General features: G+C 63.2%; 10 protein-coding genes. 3 read left to right on the forward strand and 7 right to left on the reverse strand.

Going from position 1 to position 16,591, the window contains the following annotated elements:
- The 7 genes from AC07X6_RS05920 to AC07X6_RS05950 form a co-directional block, all read right to left on the reverse strand.
- Window positions 1-411 (reverse strand): hypothetical protein (locus AC07X6_RS05920; RefSeq protein ID WP_494790370.1); only part of this gene is annotated, 411 nt, incomplete at its 3' end.
- Window positions 408-5,363 carry an RHS repeat-associated core domain-containing protein gene (locus AC07X6_RS05925; protein WP_494790371.1) on the reverse strand — a complete coding sequence of 1,652 codons (4,956 nt, stop codon included), beginning with the start codon at window positions 5,361-5,363 and terminating at the stop codon, window positions 408-410. The genes AC07X6_RS05920 and AC07X6_RS05925, both read right to left, overlap by 4 nt.
- Complete coding sequence (locus AC07X6_RS05930) at window positions 5,353-6,657, reverse strand: DUF2169 family type VI secretion system accessory protein (protein ID WP_494790372.1); 1,305 nt, start codon at window positions 6,655-6,657, stop codon at window positions 5,353-5,355. Before AC07X6_RS05930 ends, AC07X6_RS05925 begins: the two co-directional genes overlap by 11 nt.
- Before the next feature lie 2 nt (window positions 6,658-6,659).
- Window positions 6,660-8,801 carry a type VI secretion system Vgr family protein gene (locus AC07X6_RS05935; protein ID WP_494790373.1) on the reverse strand — a complete coding sequence of 714 codons (2,142 nt, stop codon included), beginning with the start codon at window positions 8,799-8,801 and terminating at the stop codon, window positions 6,660-6,662.
- 77 nt (window positions 8,802-8,878) lie between these two features.
- The gene (tssG, locus tag AC07X6_RS05940; protein WP_494790374.1) at window positions 8,879-9,925 is read right to left on the reverse strand and encodes a type VI secretion system baseplate subunit TssG; all 1,047 of its coding nucleotides are present in this window, start codon (window positions 9,923-9,925) and stop codon (window positions 8,879-8,881) included.
- Window positions 9,889-11,736, reverse strand: coding sequence for a type VI secretion system baseplate subunit TssF (gene tssF / locus AC07X6_RS05945; protein ID WP_494790375.1), 1,848 nt, complete (start codon window positions 11,734-11,736; stop codon window positions 9,889-9,891). The genes tssG and tssF overlap by 37 nt, the downstream gene beginning before the upstream one ends.
- Window positions 11,737-11,814: 78 nt before the next feature.
- On the reverse strand, window positions 11,815-12,627 hold the full coding sequence (locus tag AC07X6_RS05950; RefSeq protein ID WP_230538824.1) for an outer envelope protein: 813 nt from the start codon (window positions 12,625-12,627) through the stop codon (window positions 11,815-11,817).
- A gap of 439 nt (window positions 12,628-13,066) precedes the next feature.
- Between AC07X6_RS05950 and AC07X6_RS05955 the strand changes: the two genes are divergently transcribed.
- From AC07X6_RS05955 to AC07X6_RS05965, 3 genes are read left to right on the forward strand one after another with little or no spacing between them, the layout of a single operon-like run.
- Complete coding sequence (locus AC07X6_RS05955; protein WP_494790376.1) at window positions 13,067-14,581, forward strand: ABC transporter ATP-binding protein; 1,515 nt, start codon at window positions 13,067-13,069, stop codon at window positions 14,579-14,581.
- Window positions 14,574-15,650: an ABC transporter permease gene (locus AC07X6_RS05960; RefSeq protein WP_230538654.1), complete on the forward strand. Its 1,077-nt coding sequence runs from the start codon at window positions 14,574-14,576 to the stop codon at window positions 15,648-15,650. The genes AC07X6_RS05955 and AC07X6_RS05960 overlap by 8 nt, the downstream gene beginning before the upstream one ends.
- Window positions 15,643-16,572 (forward strand): ABC transporter permease, encoded by a 930-nt coding sequence (locus AC07X6_RS05965; RefSeq protein WP_230538653.1) that lies wholly within the window; start codon window positions 15,643-15,645, stop codon window positions 16,570-16,572. Before AC07X6_RS05960 ends, AC07X6_RS05965 begins: the two co-directional genes overlap by 8 nt.
- Window positions 16,573-16,591: the final 19 nt, after the last annotated feature.

A 16,591-nucleotide genomic window follows, 5' to 3' on the forward strand; every position in this document is an offset into this window, starting at 1 on the left:
GTATAGATAGTATTCTGATGCTATTAATTTCAGTGCGTTAGATTTGCTTGACGTCAGGTTGTGAATCATTTTCTTAAAATCTTCATTATTTGACTTTAGTAATACATATGCTATCGCATGACGTAGTTCATTTGAGATAATTTGATGTCCTGCAAAGGTATAAATTTTTTGCGTTTCTTGTTTTGCAATATTGAGTATTTTTTCTATTGGGTCTATTTCAAAAAGCAAACTCCAGACAATTTCTTTGTCTTTTTCGGAATTTCCAATTTTTTTTATAATTTCAATTTGTTCTTTGGTTAATTTATTTTCGGTTTCCTTTTGTTTAAGTATTTTTAGTATGTTTTTAACATCTAGGTTGTCCATGTTTTCTGAGTTTGATGCTGTATTTTTTATTGAGGTGTTTTTCATCATTTCAATTTCCCTTTTTTTATCTCAATATGCATTCCTTTAAAATCACCCTGCATCGCGATGTTTCCAGTATCGTCGCATAAGAGTGATCCGGAGAGCCTTGGAGGCCCATAATTTCCGTTTGATACGCTGGACGTAGGGACAATTTCTTTATGGGCGTGCGGTACTTCATCAGCACGTCCTAGTGGTGGTGAGCGACTTTCCGCTGGATCAATTCGCACTGATGCTGTATATCCGTCCGGCAGATTTTTTGTCCAGACTTGTCCTGCTGTATTTGATTCTGTTGCATTATTTCTGGAACCTACCATCGTGTATCCTCTGTTCCGTAAAATATTTCTGATCTTGCTGGGGAGCATGTTGTGCAATGCGGGCAAATTTCTTATTTCGTCCGCGGCACTGATGATGACTCTGCATTTTGCCAGCCCTAGCGGGTCGTTCCAGTGGATGGGGTTTTGTGCGTACGCATAACCATTCAGTCCGCCGGAAAGGCCGATCGGGTCTTGGCTGACATAACGCCCACAATTCGGTTCATAATACCGATTACGATTGTAAAACAGCCCCGTTTCCCCATCCTCATACTGCCCCTGAAACCGCAGCGGCTGCTTGATTTCTCCCTCGACGTGCAGCAAGCGCCCCCATGCTTTGTAACGCCCGCTCCAGACCACGTTCCCTTGCGCATCCGTCAGTTCGCGCGGCGTGCCCAGGTGGTCGCAGTGGTAATGGGTGATGCGGTCGTGTGCTGCCGCGCCGTCGGCTGCCGCTTGGATGTGTTGCCATGCGGAGACATGCAGCGCTTCGGTGTCCGCTTGTTCTTGCGCAATCGCCGCCTGCAGGTCGGCGTCGTCCCGGGTGGCCGGTAAATCCCATTGCGCCACACGCGGCAGGTGTACGGCGCTTGCCTGGCGGCAGGCTGGCGAAGCGATCCTGGCCAGCGGCACGAAGCTGTCCGGCTCGTAAACGTATGTGACCGTCTCTTCCTGCCCAAGTTCCTGCGCCAGCGTGTCGCCGTCCCAGACGAAGAGGGTGGTGGTGGCGCTCGTGCGGGCAGGCTGGTCTTTGCTGATGTCTTGTTGCTTGCTCCAGCGTGCTTCTTCTACCCGCTTGGCGATGCGGCGGCTGAAGGCGTCATAAAAGTAGTGGGCGCGGTGGCGCGACTGGTGTTCCGTCCTGGTGGCGTGGCTGAGGCGGTTTTCGGCGTCGTATTGCAGCTCCAGCTCGCTCCAGGTCGAGTCCCTGCCCGGCGGATGGAAGCGCTTGCCAGTGGCGTTGCCTTGCTCGTCGTAAGCGTAGTCGGTATCGCCGTAGTTGTTCAGGACGTTGCCGGGTGCAGGAGCCTTGTCGACCAGATTGCCTGCGGGGTCGAAGGCGAACCGTTCCGCCAGGCCCGGTTGCACGGCGGCAAGCAGCTGGCCGACGGGATCGTAGGTATAGCTGAGGTTGCCGAGCGGTCCGGCAGCGGTGGCGCCCGTTTGAAAGATGGTGGTCAGGTTGCCCTGCGCATCGTATTCGAAGCGGCGTTCGCGCACGGGGGCGGGTGCGTCGGCGTCGCGTGCGAGGGTCAGTTGCGTGAGCCGCGATTGCGGATCGTACTGGCGCGTGGCGAGCAGGCCGCTGTTGCCCAGGGTGCGCTGTTTTTCGCGGTGCAATTTGTCGCGCTCGACATCGACTACGGTCTGGCCTTGCCACAGCACGCCATGCCAGTGGCCGGAACCGTAGCGCAGGGTATCGATGCGGCGGCCGTTCGGCAAAACCGTCTGGATACGGTTGCCCAGTTCGTCATAAGAGTGCGTCATGACAAAGCTGGCGTCCGGCGCGCGCGGGGCGTTGGGCAGCCTGCCGACGTCGGGCAGGGATTGCAGGAAATATGCGCTGCGCTCTTCGGTCAGCTGGCCCAGCGCATCGTGGACAAAGCGCTGTTCCGCTTGCGGCGCGGATACGGCTGTCAACCGCCCCAGCGCATCGTAGGCGTAGCGCACCACGCCGTCCGCCGTGGTCTTGACGGATAACAAACCGAGCGCGTCGCGCAGCAGCTGCGTGCGCTGGCTGCCGCACTCGGTGGCGGTCAGGTTGCCGGACTGGTCATAGCTGTATTGCGTGCGCTTGCCGTCGAAGCCTGTTTCCGACACCAGCCAGCCTTCCGCGTGATACGCGAGCCGGTAGCTTTCGCCCTTGGCGTTGATCAATTCCGTCAGTTGCAGCGCGGCATCGTAGCGGTACTGCACCGTCTGGCCGATGGCGTCCGTGCGTTCCACGGGCAAGCCCTGGCCGTTGTAGCGGTAGCGCGTCTGCTGGCCGGCGCCATCCTCGTGCAAGACCAGATTGCCGTCCGCATCGTAGGCGTACTGTTCACGGGTTTGATCGGGCGCCGTGAGGCGGATCAGCCGGCCCAGCGCGTCATACTCGTAGCGCGTGGCATGGCCCAGCGCATCGCACGTCGCTTCCAGCCGACCCAGCGCATCGTAGGCATATTCGCTGGTATGGCCGGAGCAATCCGTGTAGGCGGTGAGCCAGCCCTGGCGGCTGTACTGAAAATGCTTGCTGCCGCCCCTGGCGTCGATCAGTTCCACCAGCTGGCCGCGCTGGTCGTAGCGGTAGCGCGTGACGTGGCCCAGCGCATCGGTGATGCTGACGGGACGGCCTGCCGCATCGTACTCGCGGCGCGTGGTATTGCCCAGCGCATCCGTGAAGGCGACGGGCTGGTTCTGGCCGTCGTAGCCGATGCTGCTGCTGTTGCCCTTGGCATCGGTGCTGCGGGTCAGGTTGCCGGCGGCATCGTAGGCGTAGCGCGTGGCGGCGCCGTTGGCGGCTATATCGGCCAGCAGCATGCCATCGCGGTCCCATTCGCGCCGGCCCAGCGAGGCGGCCTTGCCGTCGATCACGCGGCGCACTTCGGTGACCAGCCAGTTAGCGTCGAATGTGTATTCGAGGACGCCGCCGTTTTCCGTGACGCGGCTCGTGTCGTTGTCCACGTAATCGATGCGCGTATGCTCGCTGCCATCCCGGGCGCGCGTGGCGATGGCGCGCGCCTGGTAGCTGTTGGCCACGGTGACGGGATGGTGCTGCGCCAGTTCCTGTTCGCTCAATGGCGAGCCGCGCCAGCGGGCGCGCAGCGCGTCCAGGCTGATCCATTCCAGTTCGTACGTAAAACCTGTGTAGCTGCTGCACGACGTGAGCAGGTGGTGGCGATAGCTGTAGCGGCGCGTGTCGCCGAGCGCATTCGACTGGCTGGCCAGGTTGTAGCGGGGCGCGAAGGGCGGCTGGCTACCGACCGTCTCAACGGCATAGGCGTAGCGGACATGGCAGAGCCGGCTGCCGTCGGGTAATACCTCGTCGATACTCCCGATGTGGATGGCCTTTTCCGTCTCCCCGCGCATGGCTTCGAGCACGCTGCCATCGTCGCTGCGCAGGCGCAGCAGCACTTCGCCCGGCTTGGCATCCATGAAGCGGTCGATGCTGACGCCGCGTCCATCGCGCCCTTCGCTGCGCACGAGCGCAAAACGCTGCGCGGCAATCGGCGCCGACGGGGCCAGCATGGCGTTGACGCCGTCGTAGCCGTGCGGCAGCCAGCCGCCTTCAGCGCGCGCGTAGCGGTCGACGCTGCCGTCGCGCCACAGCACGGTAAAGGTGTCGGCGCCGTCGCGCGTGAGCGTAAAACCTTCCTTGCGGCTGTCGTGCTGCTGGCCCGCTTCCAGGTGGGGCAGGCGCAGGGCGCGGCCGCTGTCGTCGTGAAACACGATGCCGGCTTCGCACAGCGACAGGCTGGTGGTGTAGGGCGTGGACCAGCGCGCGCCCAGCAAGCCCCAGTCTTCGCATTCGGCGCCGGAGCGGTAGCAGCGCGTCCAGGCGATGGGGATGCTGCGCTCGAGCGCGAAATCCGTCTGGTACAGGATTTCCTGGCCCGTGCCGAAATGCACGGGCTTTCGGCCCTTGACGGGTTTTTTCGCGGGGCCGCTATCTTTCGGACAGCAGTCGGACGGGGCTTCCGATTTCGGTTCCTTCTTGCCACGGCTCTTGCCGTCGTCGCCGCCGTTTTTCGGGGGAGGTTTGTCGAGTTTTGGGGGCGGCTTGTCCGGTTTCTTGCCGACCAGCTTGTCCTTGACCTTGTTGATGGTCGGCGCCGTTTTCTTGCCGAGAAACTTGCTCAGTATTTTCCCGCCGGGAATCTTGCTGAAGAGCGCCGTTTGCAATACGTTGCCGGCGACATTCATGCCGATGTCCGCAGCGGTGCTCAGTAGATCTGGTGTCTTGCCTGTCAATATGTAATCGGCCGCCTGGTCGAGCACCGTGGCAGAGGCTTCCACTGCCGTTCCACTGGCAACGGTCGCCGTGCCGGCAACGGTGCCTGCTGCCGCCCCCGCTTCCATCGCGGCGGCAACGGGGGCGCCCACTCCCGTTGCCGCCACGCCAACGCCAGCTACGCCCAAGACGGCGCTGCCTGTCAGGACGGCGCCGCCCGCGTCCACTATATCTTCGGCGGCGCCATGCATTTTCTTGGAGCCATGATCCTTGTAGTCTTGTGCCGCTTCCCGTATCGCCGCCTTCAGTTCCTTGAGCACGGGCTTGGCCGCCTCCGCGCCCCGCTCATAAATCTTGCCCACGGTATTGCGCGAATTCATCCATACTTCGCGCCCCATCTGCACCAGGCTGGCGCCGTTGGCGCGGTGGATGGGGCTGGCGACCTTGGTGTCGACCTGCTTGCCGACGGTGCCGCTCTTGACGCCGCCCGCCTTGCCTGCCGCATCGCCCTTGACGGTGGGAATGGTGCTGCGCTGGTGCAGGATGACGGGCTCGCTGTGCGACTTGACGTTGGGCGAGGCGTTTTGTGCTTCCGCAAATTCACCGATGATGTTGTAGGGAATAGGGGGCGTGCTGGAGCCGACGGGCGTCTTGCAAATGTCGGGGCTGAGGCTGACGCAATAGAAGCGCGAGGCTTTGGTGACGGTTTCATTCGTCATTGTTTTTACCTTGCTTGGCCGCCTTGCCCAGTGTTTCCTGGGCCTGTTCCAGCAGTGCTATGCGCGCGATCTGCGCCGGCTCCATCATGTGCAGCAGGCGCGACGCGACCTGGCCCGCGTCGGCTGGCACGATGGCGCGCCACACCAGCTCCACGCTGGCCGCCTCAGGGTCGATCAGCACCGTATCGATGGCCAGGCGCCAGACGAGCAACTGGTTGTTCTTGTCCGCCAGCAGCAGGCACATCACTTGTTGGGGCAGGGCGAAGCGCAGCACGGTGTTGCCGCGCGGGTCGATGCGAGCCGACGGATGGTCGTGGCGGCACAGGTTGGTCAGCGTAAATTGTTCCAGTCCCGCCAGGTACGGACATTGCTGGTCGGGAGGCGTGCTGTTCCAGTACGCGAAATCGAAGTCTTGCTGTAACAAGGGGACTTCATCGGCACCCCATGTGTCTTTTTCCACGATGTGTCCGGCCAGCGCGCGGCGCGGCAGCCAGCCTCGGCCGATAGCGGCCAGCCCCGCCGGCGCGGGCAGCTCCTTGCCGCCCGCGCCTTGCCAGAACTGGGCGGCCGTGCACGGCAGCGACGGCTGCGTGATGCGCGGTGCGGGCACCTCATCGATATGTTTTCCGTCCAGATACCAGTGCCGCGCAAAACCGAGCCCCAGCGGATTGGCCTGGCAGGAATCGTGCTTCGCCGCGTTGCAGTCGTCGGCCTCGATGCGGCATTGCCCGCCATAGGCGTAGGCGTAGTGCAGCGGCAATTGCAGGAACGGTTCAGGCGTGGACAAGTGCCACGGATTGGGCCGCAGCAAGCCCGCCGTGGCAATGCGGGCGCAGCCTTGGGCCAGGCGCGTGAGGATGGCTTTCTTGCGGAAGGCGCGCTCACCACTTACTTGCAGGGTCTTGTCGATCAGGGTTTTCTTTTTTGACTGCACTTTCAAATTGACGAGAAATTGCGGCATCGCCTGTCCGCGCGGCGCGTGCGCCACGCCATTGACGATCACGTCGCAGCGCGGCTTGTAGGGCGCGAAGTCGCTTTCCTGCACCGTGCCCGCCTGCGTGTCGCCATCCAGATGCCGGTCTTCGGTGGCCAGCGGCGACTGGCGCGCCATGGGCAGCAGGCTGGCCAGGCCGTCCGCGCCGCAGGGACCCAAGGTGTAGCCCATGCGCGCCACCACCACATGAAAGGCCTCGCCAAACTGGTCGACCATGTCGAACTGGCTGGCCGCGTGCGGCGTGCGGTTGTCGAAGAGCAGGTTGGGGATATTGAAATGGGCTGTGCCGGCGTCGTTCATCGTCAGCCCGGGTTGTTGTCGATGTCGTCGCCGTGGATCTGCACCTTCGATCTGCCGCGGATGATGATTTCATCGGCAACCAGTTCAATGCGCCCCGGCGTGATGGTGATGCTGGACGTGCCCACCGTCATCGTGTGCGAATCGGTGGCCGTGAGCGTGCTGTCGGCGCCGACGATGACGCTTTTCGTCAGGCCGACTTGCTCGGCCTGCGCCAGCACCACGGTGGTGTTCATGGCGCCGATGACGGTGGTCTGGTAGGCTGCGCCGATGGTCAGTATCTTGGCCAGGCCGATCGTTTCATCCTTGGCCAGGGTCACCCGTTCCGAACGGTGGCCGTCGATCTGCACCTGCTCGTTGCCGCCCACGTGTTCGCGGCGGTTGTCGCCGATGTCGATGTGTTCGTCGTGGTCTACGCGCTCACGGCGGTTGTTGTGCACGGTGATGTCTTCATCGTGGTCCACCGTTTCCGTGCGGTCGCGCTTGACGTGCACGGTTTCATCGCGGTCGACGGTTTTGCGCCGGTCGTTGCCGACCCAGTGCGATTCGTCGTGCTCGACTTCGATGCGCTGGTCTTTTTCCGCATGCAGCCACAGCTCTTCCGCATCCTTGCGGTCTTCGAAACGCAGGGCGTTGGCGTGCGCGGCGGAACCCTTTTTTGACGAGCGGCTCAGCATGCCGCTTTGTGTCTTGTTCGCTGGCAAGTCCCATGGCGGCATATTGCGCGCGTTGTAGATGCAGCCGATGATGATGGGCATGGCGACGTTGCCGTCGAGAAACTGGACGGCTACTTCCATGCCCACCCGGGGCAGGCTGATGTGGCCGAAATTCGGGCCGGCCCAGTTCGATATTACGCGTATCCACGGCGAACTCTTGTCGTCGAAGGTGCCCAGGCGGTCCCAGTGGAATTGCACTTTCACCCGCCCGTAACCGTCCGTATGGATTTCCTCGCCGGGCGGCCCGACCACGGTGGCCGTCTGCACGCCGTAGATCTTCGGTTCGCGGCTATGAAAATTGCGGCCGGGGCGCCAGGGGATGTCGCGGGCGATGCACGTAAATGTGTTGCTGTAGTGCGAGGTGGCGCCGTGTCCCTGCTGATAGTTGTTGCTGGCGTAGTGGTGCACGGACAGGATCAGGTATTCGCTGGCTGCGCTGTCGAAATGCCCGTTCAGCGTGAACCAGCGTCCTGGCTGCGCCGTGCGGTCGTTGCCTTGCGCCTCGAACAGCTGGCCCTGGGCATCAACCTCTTCCATGCGGCGCTGGGCCAGCTGCTCGCCATCGTCGAGGTTCTTGAAACCGTAGCTGCCCGTGTTTTCATATACTTCCAGCGACGGCACGGCGCCTTGCCGGTTCAGCGAGTGGCGGCTGGCGCGGGCGCTACGCGGATTCTTGAAATTGAAGCTGGCGACCGTCATCTGGCTAGGCGCCATGCGCCGTACCGTACTCCATTGATGCACACCGTCGTCCTCCAGGGAACCGGCCTGGTGCTGGAAGGGCATGGCGTTCGATTCTCCATCGATGGGCTTGCCGGTGGTGCTGTCGTCGTCCAGCCACAAGGTGTGGCCGTCAAGGCGGTGTTCGTAGCGGTAGTGCCAGCCCAGCTGCTCCCAGTGGCGGTGCAGCAGGTTATGGTCGCTCTCGTTGTGCTGGCACGTGTAGGTGATGGCGGGGTCCAGGCCGCTGGCGGCCAGCTTGTAGTCGCGCATCAGATAGGTATCGAAGACCTTGTCCGTCAGCGCCGCCACCGTCAAGCCGTGGAAGGCAACATTGTTTTGCCGCAAGTGCAGATGCGCCAGCCATGGCTCCAGTACCATTTCATAAAAGGCGAAGCCGCCGTCCGTGCGCAGGAAGCGGAATTCGAATACATAGCCGTTGAAGTAGCGCAAGGTACCGTCTTCGCGCACCAGTTCGACGGTTGCCATCTTGCCCATCACCTTGTCGAGCGCAATGGCGGCGTCGTCGGACAATACTTCCACCACATAGGAAAAATCGCGCGACAGGCTTTCGCTGGCGGCCAGGCTGTTGGCCAGGAACTGGATGCCGGCGGGGCCGTCGCCATGCGGAAAGTGCAGGCGCAGCAAGCGCTGGCCCTGCATGTCACCCGTTATTGCCGTGCATGCCGCCGTCGTATCGGGGAACTGGCTCATCGTGCATCGCTTCACGGTAGGGATCGTTGGCTGACTGTAGCAATAGCGAACACAAGCGTTTTGCGCGGCAGCAAGGTTCAATCGTTGAATGAGGGCATCAATTGCATTGCGTAGTGCATGTCATCGCGGTGGCGCGGCGTTGCCGCATCGCCGAGGAAACTGTTGCGGCCGAGGCCAGCTTGCCCGGTGGCCGTCAGCGCCATTCCCCGCACATCGCTGGCGCGCAGCACCAGCACGATGTCGTAGCGCACGAGCGGCTGGCCGAACAGCATCAGCATGTGCCGCAGCGCCTCGCTGCCAGGGGCGCGCGGCAGGAAGCTGGCGTGCTGCTCTGCCGTGAGCGGGCCGAGGCGCAGGCGCACGGCCAGGTCGGGGCGGCGGCAGCGCTCGCCGACGGTGGCGCGCTGGCCCAGCACGGCATTGGCCATGCCCAGCGCCGTTTGTTCGCGCGGCGCCAGCACGTCCATGGCGCCCGTCGCCTCGTCGATATGGCAGGGCACGCCGAAGTGGTCGGCGAGGATGCGCGCCATGACGATGGACGAGATGTTGCATTGCTGGAGCAAGCCGCTGTACAGGCCGGCCGCCGCCTCGTCCTGACCCTGGCCCGGCTGGCATGCGGCCAGGTCCAGCAGGCGCGACAGGAAGTCCCCGCTGTGGCCGGCCTGTTCGATGCGGTATTTTTGCCAGGCCTGATAAAACAGGGCCACGGCGCGGCTGGAAAACAGGTCGAGAAACGCGCGTGCACTGGTGTCGCGTTCGCTGTATTGATGCCCGACGATGCGCTCCGAATAGTGGCTGGGCAAGCTGCCCTGGCAGCCCAGCAGGCCCATGAAGGTGGGCGTGAGGTGGATATGGGGTAACTGACCCGACAGCAGCGCCTGCAGCAAGGCATCCGCATCGGCGATGCCATCTGTGGTCAGCGCTTCGACCTGGCTGGCGGGAAAGCGCAGCGAGACGCTGTTGTCGAAGCGCACGCGCTTTGCCAGCGCCGTGTGCTCATCGATGCCGTGTTCGGCCAGCCACGCCAGCAGCAGGCGCAGCGCCTGGAAGCACTCGAAGCGCTGCGGCGCGTCGAGCAATTGCTGGATCACGCTGGCGTGGCGTCGGCGCTGCGTTCTGGGCATCGAAGGATTTCCTCGCCGCTGCGCCGGGATAGCAGCGTCAGTTGGCTAAAGCAGTTGAGCTGGCTGTTCAGGGCGAAATAGCGCTGCAGCACCTGCGCGAAGATGTACACGCTGCTGCCGACAAACGCTTGCTCGTCGATGCCCAGGCGGATGCCGATGCCGGGCATCAGGGTGGGAAACGGTAGCGTTGGCATCCACGCGCGCGTGCTGCCGTGTTCGAGCGTGACGATGCCCTGGATCAGCCGTTGCGTGGTGGGCGAACGGGGCAGGTCGTACAGACTGAGCATTTTCTGGAATTCGCCCAGGCCCGCTTGCGTCAGGCCCGAGTAATTGAGCGACAGGTGCGCAATCAGGCGCCAGTGGGCGCCATTGTCCGCCAGGAAACGCAGGCTGGGCGTGGGCTTGCGCAGGAAGCGCGCGGGGATGCCGTCGGGCACGTCTTCAGCCAGCAAGTCGCCGCCGGGCAAGCCGTAGTGCAGGTGGGTGGGCAAGTCGCGGTTGCTGCACAGCAGCTGCGTCGAGACGGTGGCGCAGGCCGCGCTGTCTGGTGAAAACTGCGGGTCGATCAGGCTCAGCCGCATTTCATGGCCGGGGCTGATGGCGGCCACGGCTTCGTCGCGGCGCGCCAGCCAGTATTGTCCATGCTCTGTCTGAGAACCCTGCAGCGAGGCATACAGCGGCAAGAAGGTGCTCAGGCGCTCGCCGGCTTCGTCCTTGCGCACCACGGTGACGGTCTCGATGCTGTGGATGTCGTAGGCAAACGCATGCGTGGCATCGGCCACCAGCGCGTAGTCGGGTTCCGTGTGCGTGAGGCGGATCGGCACGCCCGACTTGGCAAACAGGTTGACGACGGGCGTGCAGCCCAGCAGCAGGTTGTCGCGGCTGGCGCCGGAGAGCAGGCGCGCCTCGTGGCTGTCGCTGCGCACGCCCTTGAGCGGCAGGTGCATGGTGAACTGGCGGCACTGTTTCGGCAGCAGGGCGGCTAGCAGGGACCAGTCGATATCGATGAAATGAAATTTTTCGGGAAACGCGAAGTACTCGGTCAGCAGGCGCAGGGCCGGGTGCGAACGGGCGGAAAAGGGGATCAGCGCGTCGTCGTCCGCATAGCCGGCCGGGGCAAGCAAGGTGCCGTCGACGGCCAGCCACGGACTGTGCTCGTCCAGCGCCACGTACGCGCCCGCGCCGCGCAGGAACAGGGCGTCGAGCAGCGCCGCGCGCACGGACGCTTCGCCATCGGCAAACAGGCGCAGGCTGGCAAAACCTGTTTGATCGAGATGGTAGTTGTCGCTGCTGCTGGTGAATTGAATGCTGAGCAAGGCGCTGGCGCCGTCGGGCAGGCGCAGGCCGGGCGGCGCGTCGATGAGCGGCGAGAAATGCAGGCGAGAAATAGCCAGCGGTGCCAGGGTTACGTCGTATGTGCTGGTGAATTTGCAGGCCACGCCCTGCACCGGCTGCGAGCGCAGCACCGTGCCGCGTGGAACATGCGCGACCTGGGCCAGCTGGCCGCCAGCGTGCGCTTCGTCTGCCGCGATGCGCACGATGGAGCATGAAGGAAACGGCCGCAGGTAGTGCGGGTACAAAGTTTCAAGCAGGGAATGGGTGAATTGCGGATAGGCGTCGTCGAGGCGCTTGGCGACCCTGGCCGTGAGCAGGGCGACGGACTGGATCAGCCGCTCGATGTGCGGGTCTTCGCACGTCTCGCCGGCGATCAGCAGGCGCCCGGCCGCCTTCGGATAGCGGCTGGAAAACGCGCGCGTGTACTGGCGGAACAGGCCCAGCTCACGCTCGTAATACGGCAGCAGTTGTTCCACGTTCGCGCTCTCCGCCAGCTGGAAAGCTTCATGCTGGCATCAGGCGCGAAGGTGGGTGTTGATGCGTGACAATGATTCTTAGAAATGGTACTCCGCGCGTATCATCGGTGTCCTGGCCGTCTGGCCCACGTTGCCCGTGGTGGCGGGCGAGTTGCCGAACTTGTTCTTCCAGTACTGGTATTCCAGGCCCACGCGGAAGGTGTTCTTGGCGCTGCCCAGGGCCGCGCCCACGTCGTACATCACTTGCATGTCGATATTCGTTTCCACGGCCGTGTCGCGCCCCACTTCATCCTTGCCTTTCGAGTCGATGAGGTTAAAGAAACCTTCGAACGAGAACAGCGGCGACAGCGGGATGGCCCAGGCGCCCGTCAGCATGGCGTGCGTTTTAAATGTGTAGCGGCCCGTCACTTGCGAGATGGGCGGGAAGGCGCCGCTGGGGGCGTTGCTTTCGCGTAGCAACAGCAGGCTGGTGTTGAAGAAGCCGGGCACGTCCCACATCAGCGTGGGGCCGGCCACCAGCATGCGCTTGCGCGAGTTGTAGCCCACGTCATTCTTCGTGTTGACGTCGAAGCCCAGAGTGACACCAACGCCGCGCACGGGGCCGAACTTGATGTCGCTGCCGCGCACCTTGCCGATGTCGATGGTGTTGCGGTAGACCAGGTAGGCCTCTTGCGCGCCGGACGTCTTGCCGAGCGCGCCGGGGTCCTTGCTGTCGGAGATCAGGAAATCCAGGTTGACGAAGTTGCTGCCGTATTTGTAGCCGCTGGCGTGCGTGATGGCAAAGATGTTTTTCTTGATGTCGTCCGGGTTGAACGGCTCGCGGTAGTCATTGCCGGCGCGCCAGCTCAGCGCGGTATCGCTCCATTCGGCAGCCTGGGCGGTCGCGCCCATGCCCAGGGTGGTAGTAAGGCAGAGCAACAGACACGGTATGGTTTTTGGCACTTTCGGCTCCTGATGGCGGTGTTGGAAAACGGGAAATGAAATAGCAGGGGGCGTAGCCCGCATGAAGCGCTGCGATGGGGCATCGCGCGCCGTTCAATCCATGATGCGAGAAGCGCCGCGTCGGGCGATATGTCTTATCTGCATACTTACTATCAGTTCTTGCATATAATCATCGCACCTTCTCGCCCTTGCGGGGCAAGGCGGCCGCTGTAAAGCTGATAATTTTTTTCAAAATTGTATACAGGTGTTGTTTTTTTGCGGAAATAGAAAAGCGCGCCGCCACGCCCGCCCCCAAGCGCCGCGGATGCCGATACGATAGAGACAACAGCTTGATTTTTTGCACCGGCGGCTATGCCGGCTCCCCCCGCAGCGAGGCACGAAAAAAACAATGACGGCACGTCTGGAATTACTCGATATCAGCAAGCGCTATCCGGCCGTGGTGGCCAATGACGGCATCTGTCTCACCGTCGCGCCGGGGCAGATCCACGCCGTGCTCGGCGAAAACGGTGCCGGCAAATCGACCTTGATGAAAATCATCTATGGCGCCGTGCAGCCCGATGGCGGGCGCATCGTGTGGAACGGCCGCGAGGTCGCGATCGCCAACCCGTCGGCCGCGCGCGCGCTGGGCATCGCCATGGTGTTCCAGCACTTTTCCCTGTTCGATACCTTGACGGTCACGGAAAACATCGCCCTCGGTTTGCCCGCCGGCACCAACATGGCGGAGCTGGCGCAGCGCATCGAAGACACGGCGCGCCAGTACGGCCTGGACCTGGAGCCGCAGCGCCACGTGCACACGCTTTCTGTAGGCGAATGCCAGCGCGTGGAAATCGTGCGCGCCCTGCTGGCCAAGCCGCAACTGTTGATCCTCGATGAACCGACGTCCGTGCTGACGCCGGGCGCCGTGGAAAAACTGTTTATGACTTTGCGCCAGCTGGCGGCCGAAGGCTGCAGCATCCTGTACATCAGCCACAAGCTCGACGAAATCCGCGCCCTGTGCCACACGTGCACGGTGGTGCGCGCCGGCAAGAATGCGGGCGTGTGCGACCCGTCGCAAGAGTCGGCAGCCAGCCTGTCGCGCATGATGATCGGCGCCGAGCCGCCCGCCGTCACCCGTGTGGCGCGCACGCCCGGCGCGGCCATGTTGAGCGTGCGCAATCTGGATTTGCCGAAGAGCCATCCGTTCGCCACGCAATTGATCGATATCAATTTCGACGTGCGCGCGGGAGAAATTGTCGGCATCGCTGGCGTGTCCGGCAATGGCCAGCAGGAATTGCTGGCGGCCCTGTCGGGCGAGGACATGCGCGCGGCTCCGGCCAGCATCGTGCTGAACGGCACGCCTGCCGGGCGCTTGCCACCGGGCCGCCGGCGCGCGCTGGGCTTCGGCTTCGTGCCGGAAGAGCGGCTGGGACGCGGTGCCGTGCCCGACATGGGGCTGGCCGACAACGTGTTGTTGAGCTTGCAGACACCCGCCACCATCCGCCACGGCTTCGTGCGCCGTGGCGTGATCGCGCAGCGGGCGGCCGCCATCATCGCCCGCTTCCAGGTGAAGGCGGGCGGGCCGCAGGCGCTGGCGCGCAGCTTGTCTGGAGGCAACTTGCAGAAATACATAGTCGGACGCGAAGTCATGCGCGAGCCCACGGTGCTGGTGGTGGCGCAGCCGACCTGGGGCGTGGACGTGGGCGCAGCCGCGCAAATCCGCGCCGAACTGCTGGCGCTGCGCGACGCGGGCTGCGCGCTGCTCATCGTGTCGGAGGAACTCGATGAATTGTTCGAAATCAGCGACCGCCTGCTGGTGATGGCAAAAGGAAAAATTTCACCTTCGCTCGAGGTGGGCGAGGCCAGCGTCGATCTCGTGGGGCAATGGATGAGCGGGCTGTGGCCGCAGGAGGTCGCCCATGGCTAAGTTCGCCTTGCGCCTGGAAGCCCGGCCCACACCGTCGCGGCTGATGTCGTGGCTGTCGCCCGTGCTGGCCGTGCTGCTGACCGTGCTGTGCGGCGCGCTGCTGTTTGTTGCGCTGGGACACGATCCGCTGGCGGGCCTGGCCGTGTTCTTCGTCGAACCCTTGCGCGACGCGCATGGCTGGTCCGAGCTGGGTCTCAAGGTGGCGCCCCTGCTCTTGATCGCCGTCGGCCTGGCCATCTGCTTTCGCGCCAACATCTATAACATCGGCGCGGAAGGGCAGCTGACCCTGGGCGCCATCTGCGGCGGCGCGGCGGCCCTGTACCTCGATGACGGAATCGGTGGCGCGGCCATCATCGGCGTGTCCCTGCTGGCCGGCATGGCGGGCGGCATGGCGTGGGCGGGCCTGGTGGCGTGGCTGCGCGACCGCTACAACGCCAGCGAAATCCTCGTCTCGCTGATGCTGGTCTACATCGCGCAATTGCTGCTCAGCTATCTCGTGTACGGCGTGCTGCGCGACCCGGAAGGATTCAATTTTCCGCAATCGAAACTGCTGTCCGACGGCTTGCTGTTGCCGATGGTGATCAGCGATACGCGCTTGCACGTGGGCATCGTGTTTGCCTTGCTGGCCTCGCTGGGCGGCTGGCTGTATTTATCCAGAAGCATTGCCGGCTTCCGCCTGCGCGTGGGCGGCATGGCGCCGGCCGCCGCCCGCTATGCGGGCTTTTCCTCGCGCAAGACCTTGTGGTCGTCGCTGCTGATCTGCGGCGCCCTGTCGGGCCTGGCGGGCGCGTGCGAAGTGCTGGGACCGATGGGGCAGCTCACGCCCACGGTGTCGCCCGGCTACGGCTTTGCCGCCATCATCGTCGCCTTCGTGGGGCGGTTGCATCCCGTGGGCGTGATTTTCTCCAGTTTCGTCATGGCCCTGTTTTATATCGGCGGCGAACTGGCGCAATCGCGCCTGGGCTTGCCCAGCGCCATCACGGGCGTGTTCCAGGGCATCCTGCTGTTTGCCTTGCTCGCTTGCGACGTGTTGATCCAATACAAACTGCGCTGGAGGAAACATGGATAACTTGCTGCTCACCATCGCGCCCTTGATCGCCGCCAGCATCAATGCGGGCACGCCGCTGATGCTGGCCGCCCTCGGTTTATTGGTGAATGAAAAGGCGGGCGTGGTGAACCTGGGCGCGGAAGGCATGATGCTGGTGTCGGCCATCACGGGCTTTGCCGTGGCCGTCAATACGGGCAGCCCCACCTTGGGCTTTCTGGCGGGGGCAGGCGCCAGCATGGTGCTGTCCGGCTTCTTTGCCTGGCTGACCGTGTGGCTGGGCACGAACCAGTACGCGACGGGCCTGGCTTTATCGCTGTTCGGCGCAGGCGCGTCCACGTACATCGGCTTGAAGTACGTGGGCAACAGCTTGCACAACGGCCGCTTCGGCATCCCTTTATTGGAAGACATTCCCGTGCTGGGGCCGGCCCTGTTCCGCCAGCATCCGATGGTGTATCTGTCGCTCTTGCTGTGCGTGGCCATCGCCTGGTTCTTGTACCGCACGCGGGCGGGACTCGTGCTGCGCGCCGTGGGCGAGTCGCCGTCTTCCGCGCATGCGCTCGGCTACCCCGTGCGCCGCATCCGCCTGGCGGCCGTGCTGTTCGGCGGCGCCTGCTGCGGCCTGGCCGGCGCGTTTTTATCGCTCGTGTACACACCGCTGTGGGTGGAGGGCATGGTGGCCGGGCGCGGCTGGATCGCGCTGGCGCTGACCACGTTTGCCACCTGGCGCCCGGCGCGCGTGGTGGGCGGCGCCTACCTGTTCGGCGGCATCACGATCCTGACCTTCCACGCGCAGGCGCTGGGCGTGCCCATCGCGTCGCAACTGCTGTCGATGCTGCCGTATGTGGCGGCCATCGTCGTGCTCGTGCTCATTTCCAGCAATGCCAATTACATCAAGCTCAACATGCCCGCTTCGCTGGGGAAAAATTTCAGTCCCGGAAATTAATCACTCACCACAAGGAAAA

This window comes from Janthinobacterium sp. GW460-12-1-14-LB5 (genome assembly GCF_059423585.1).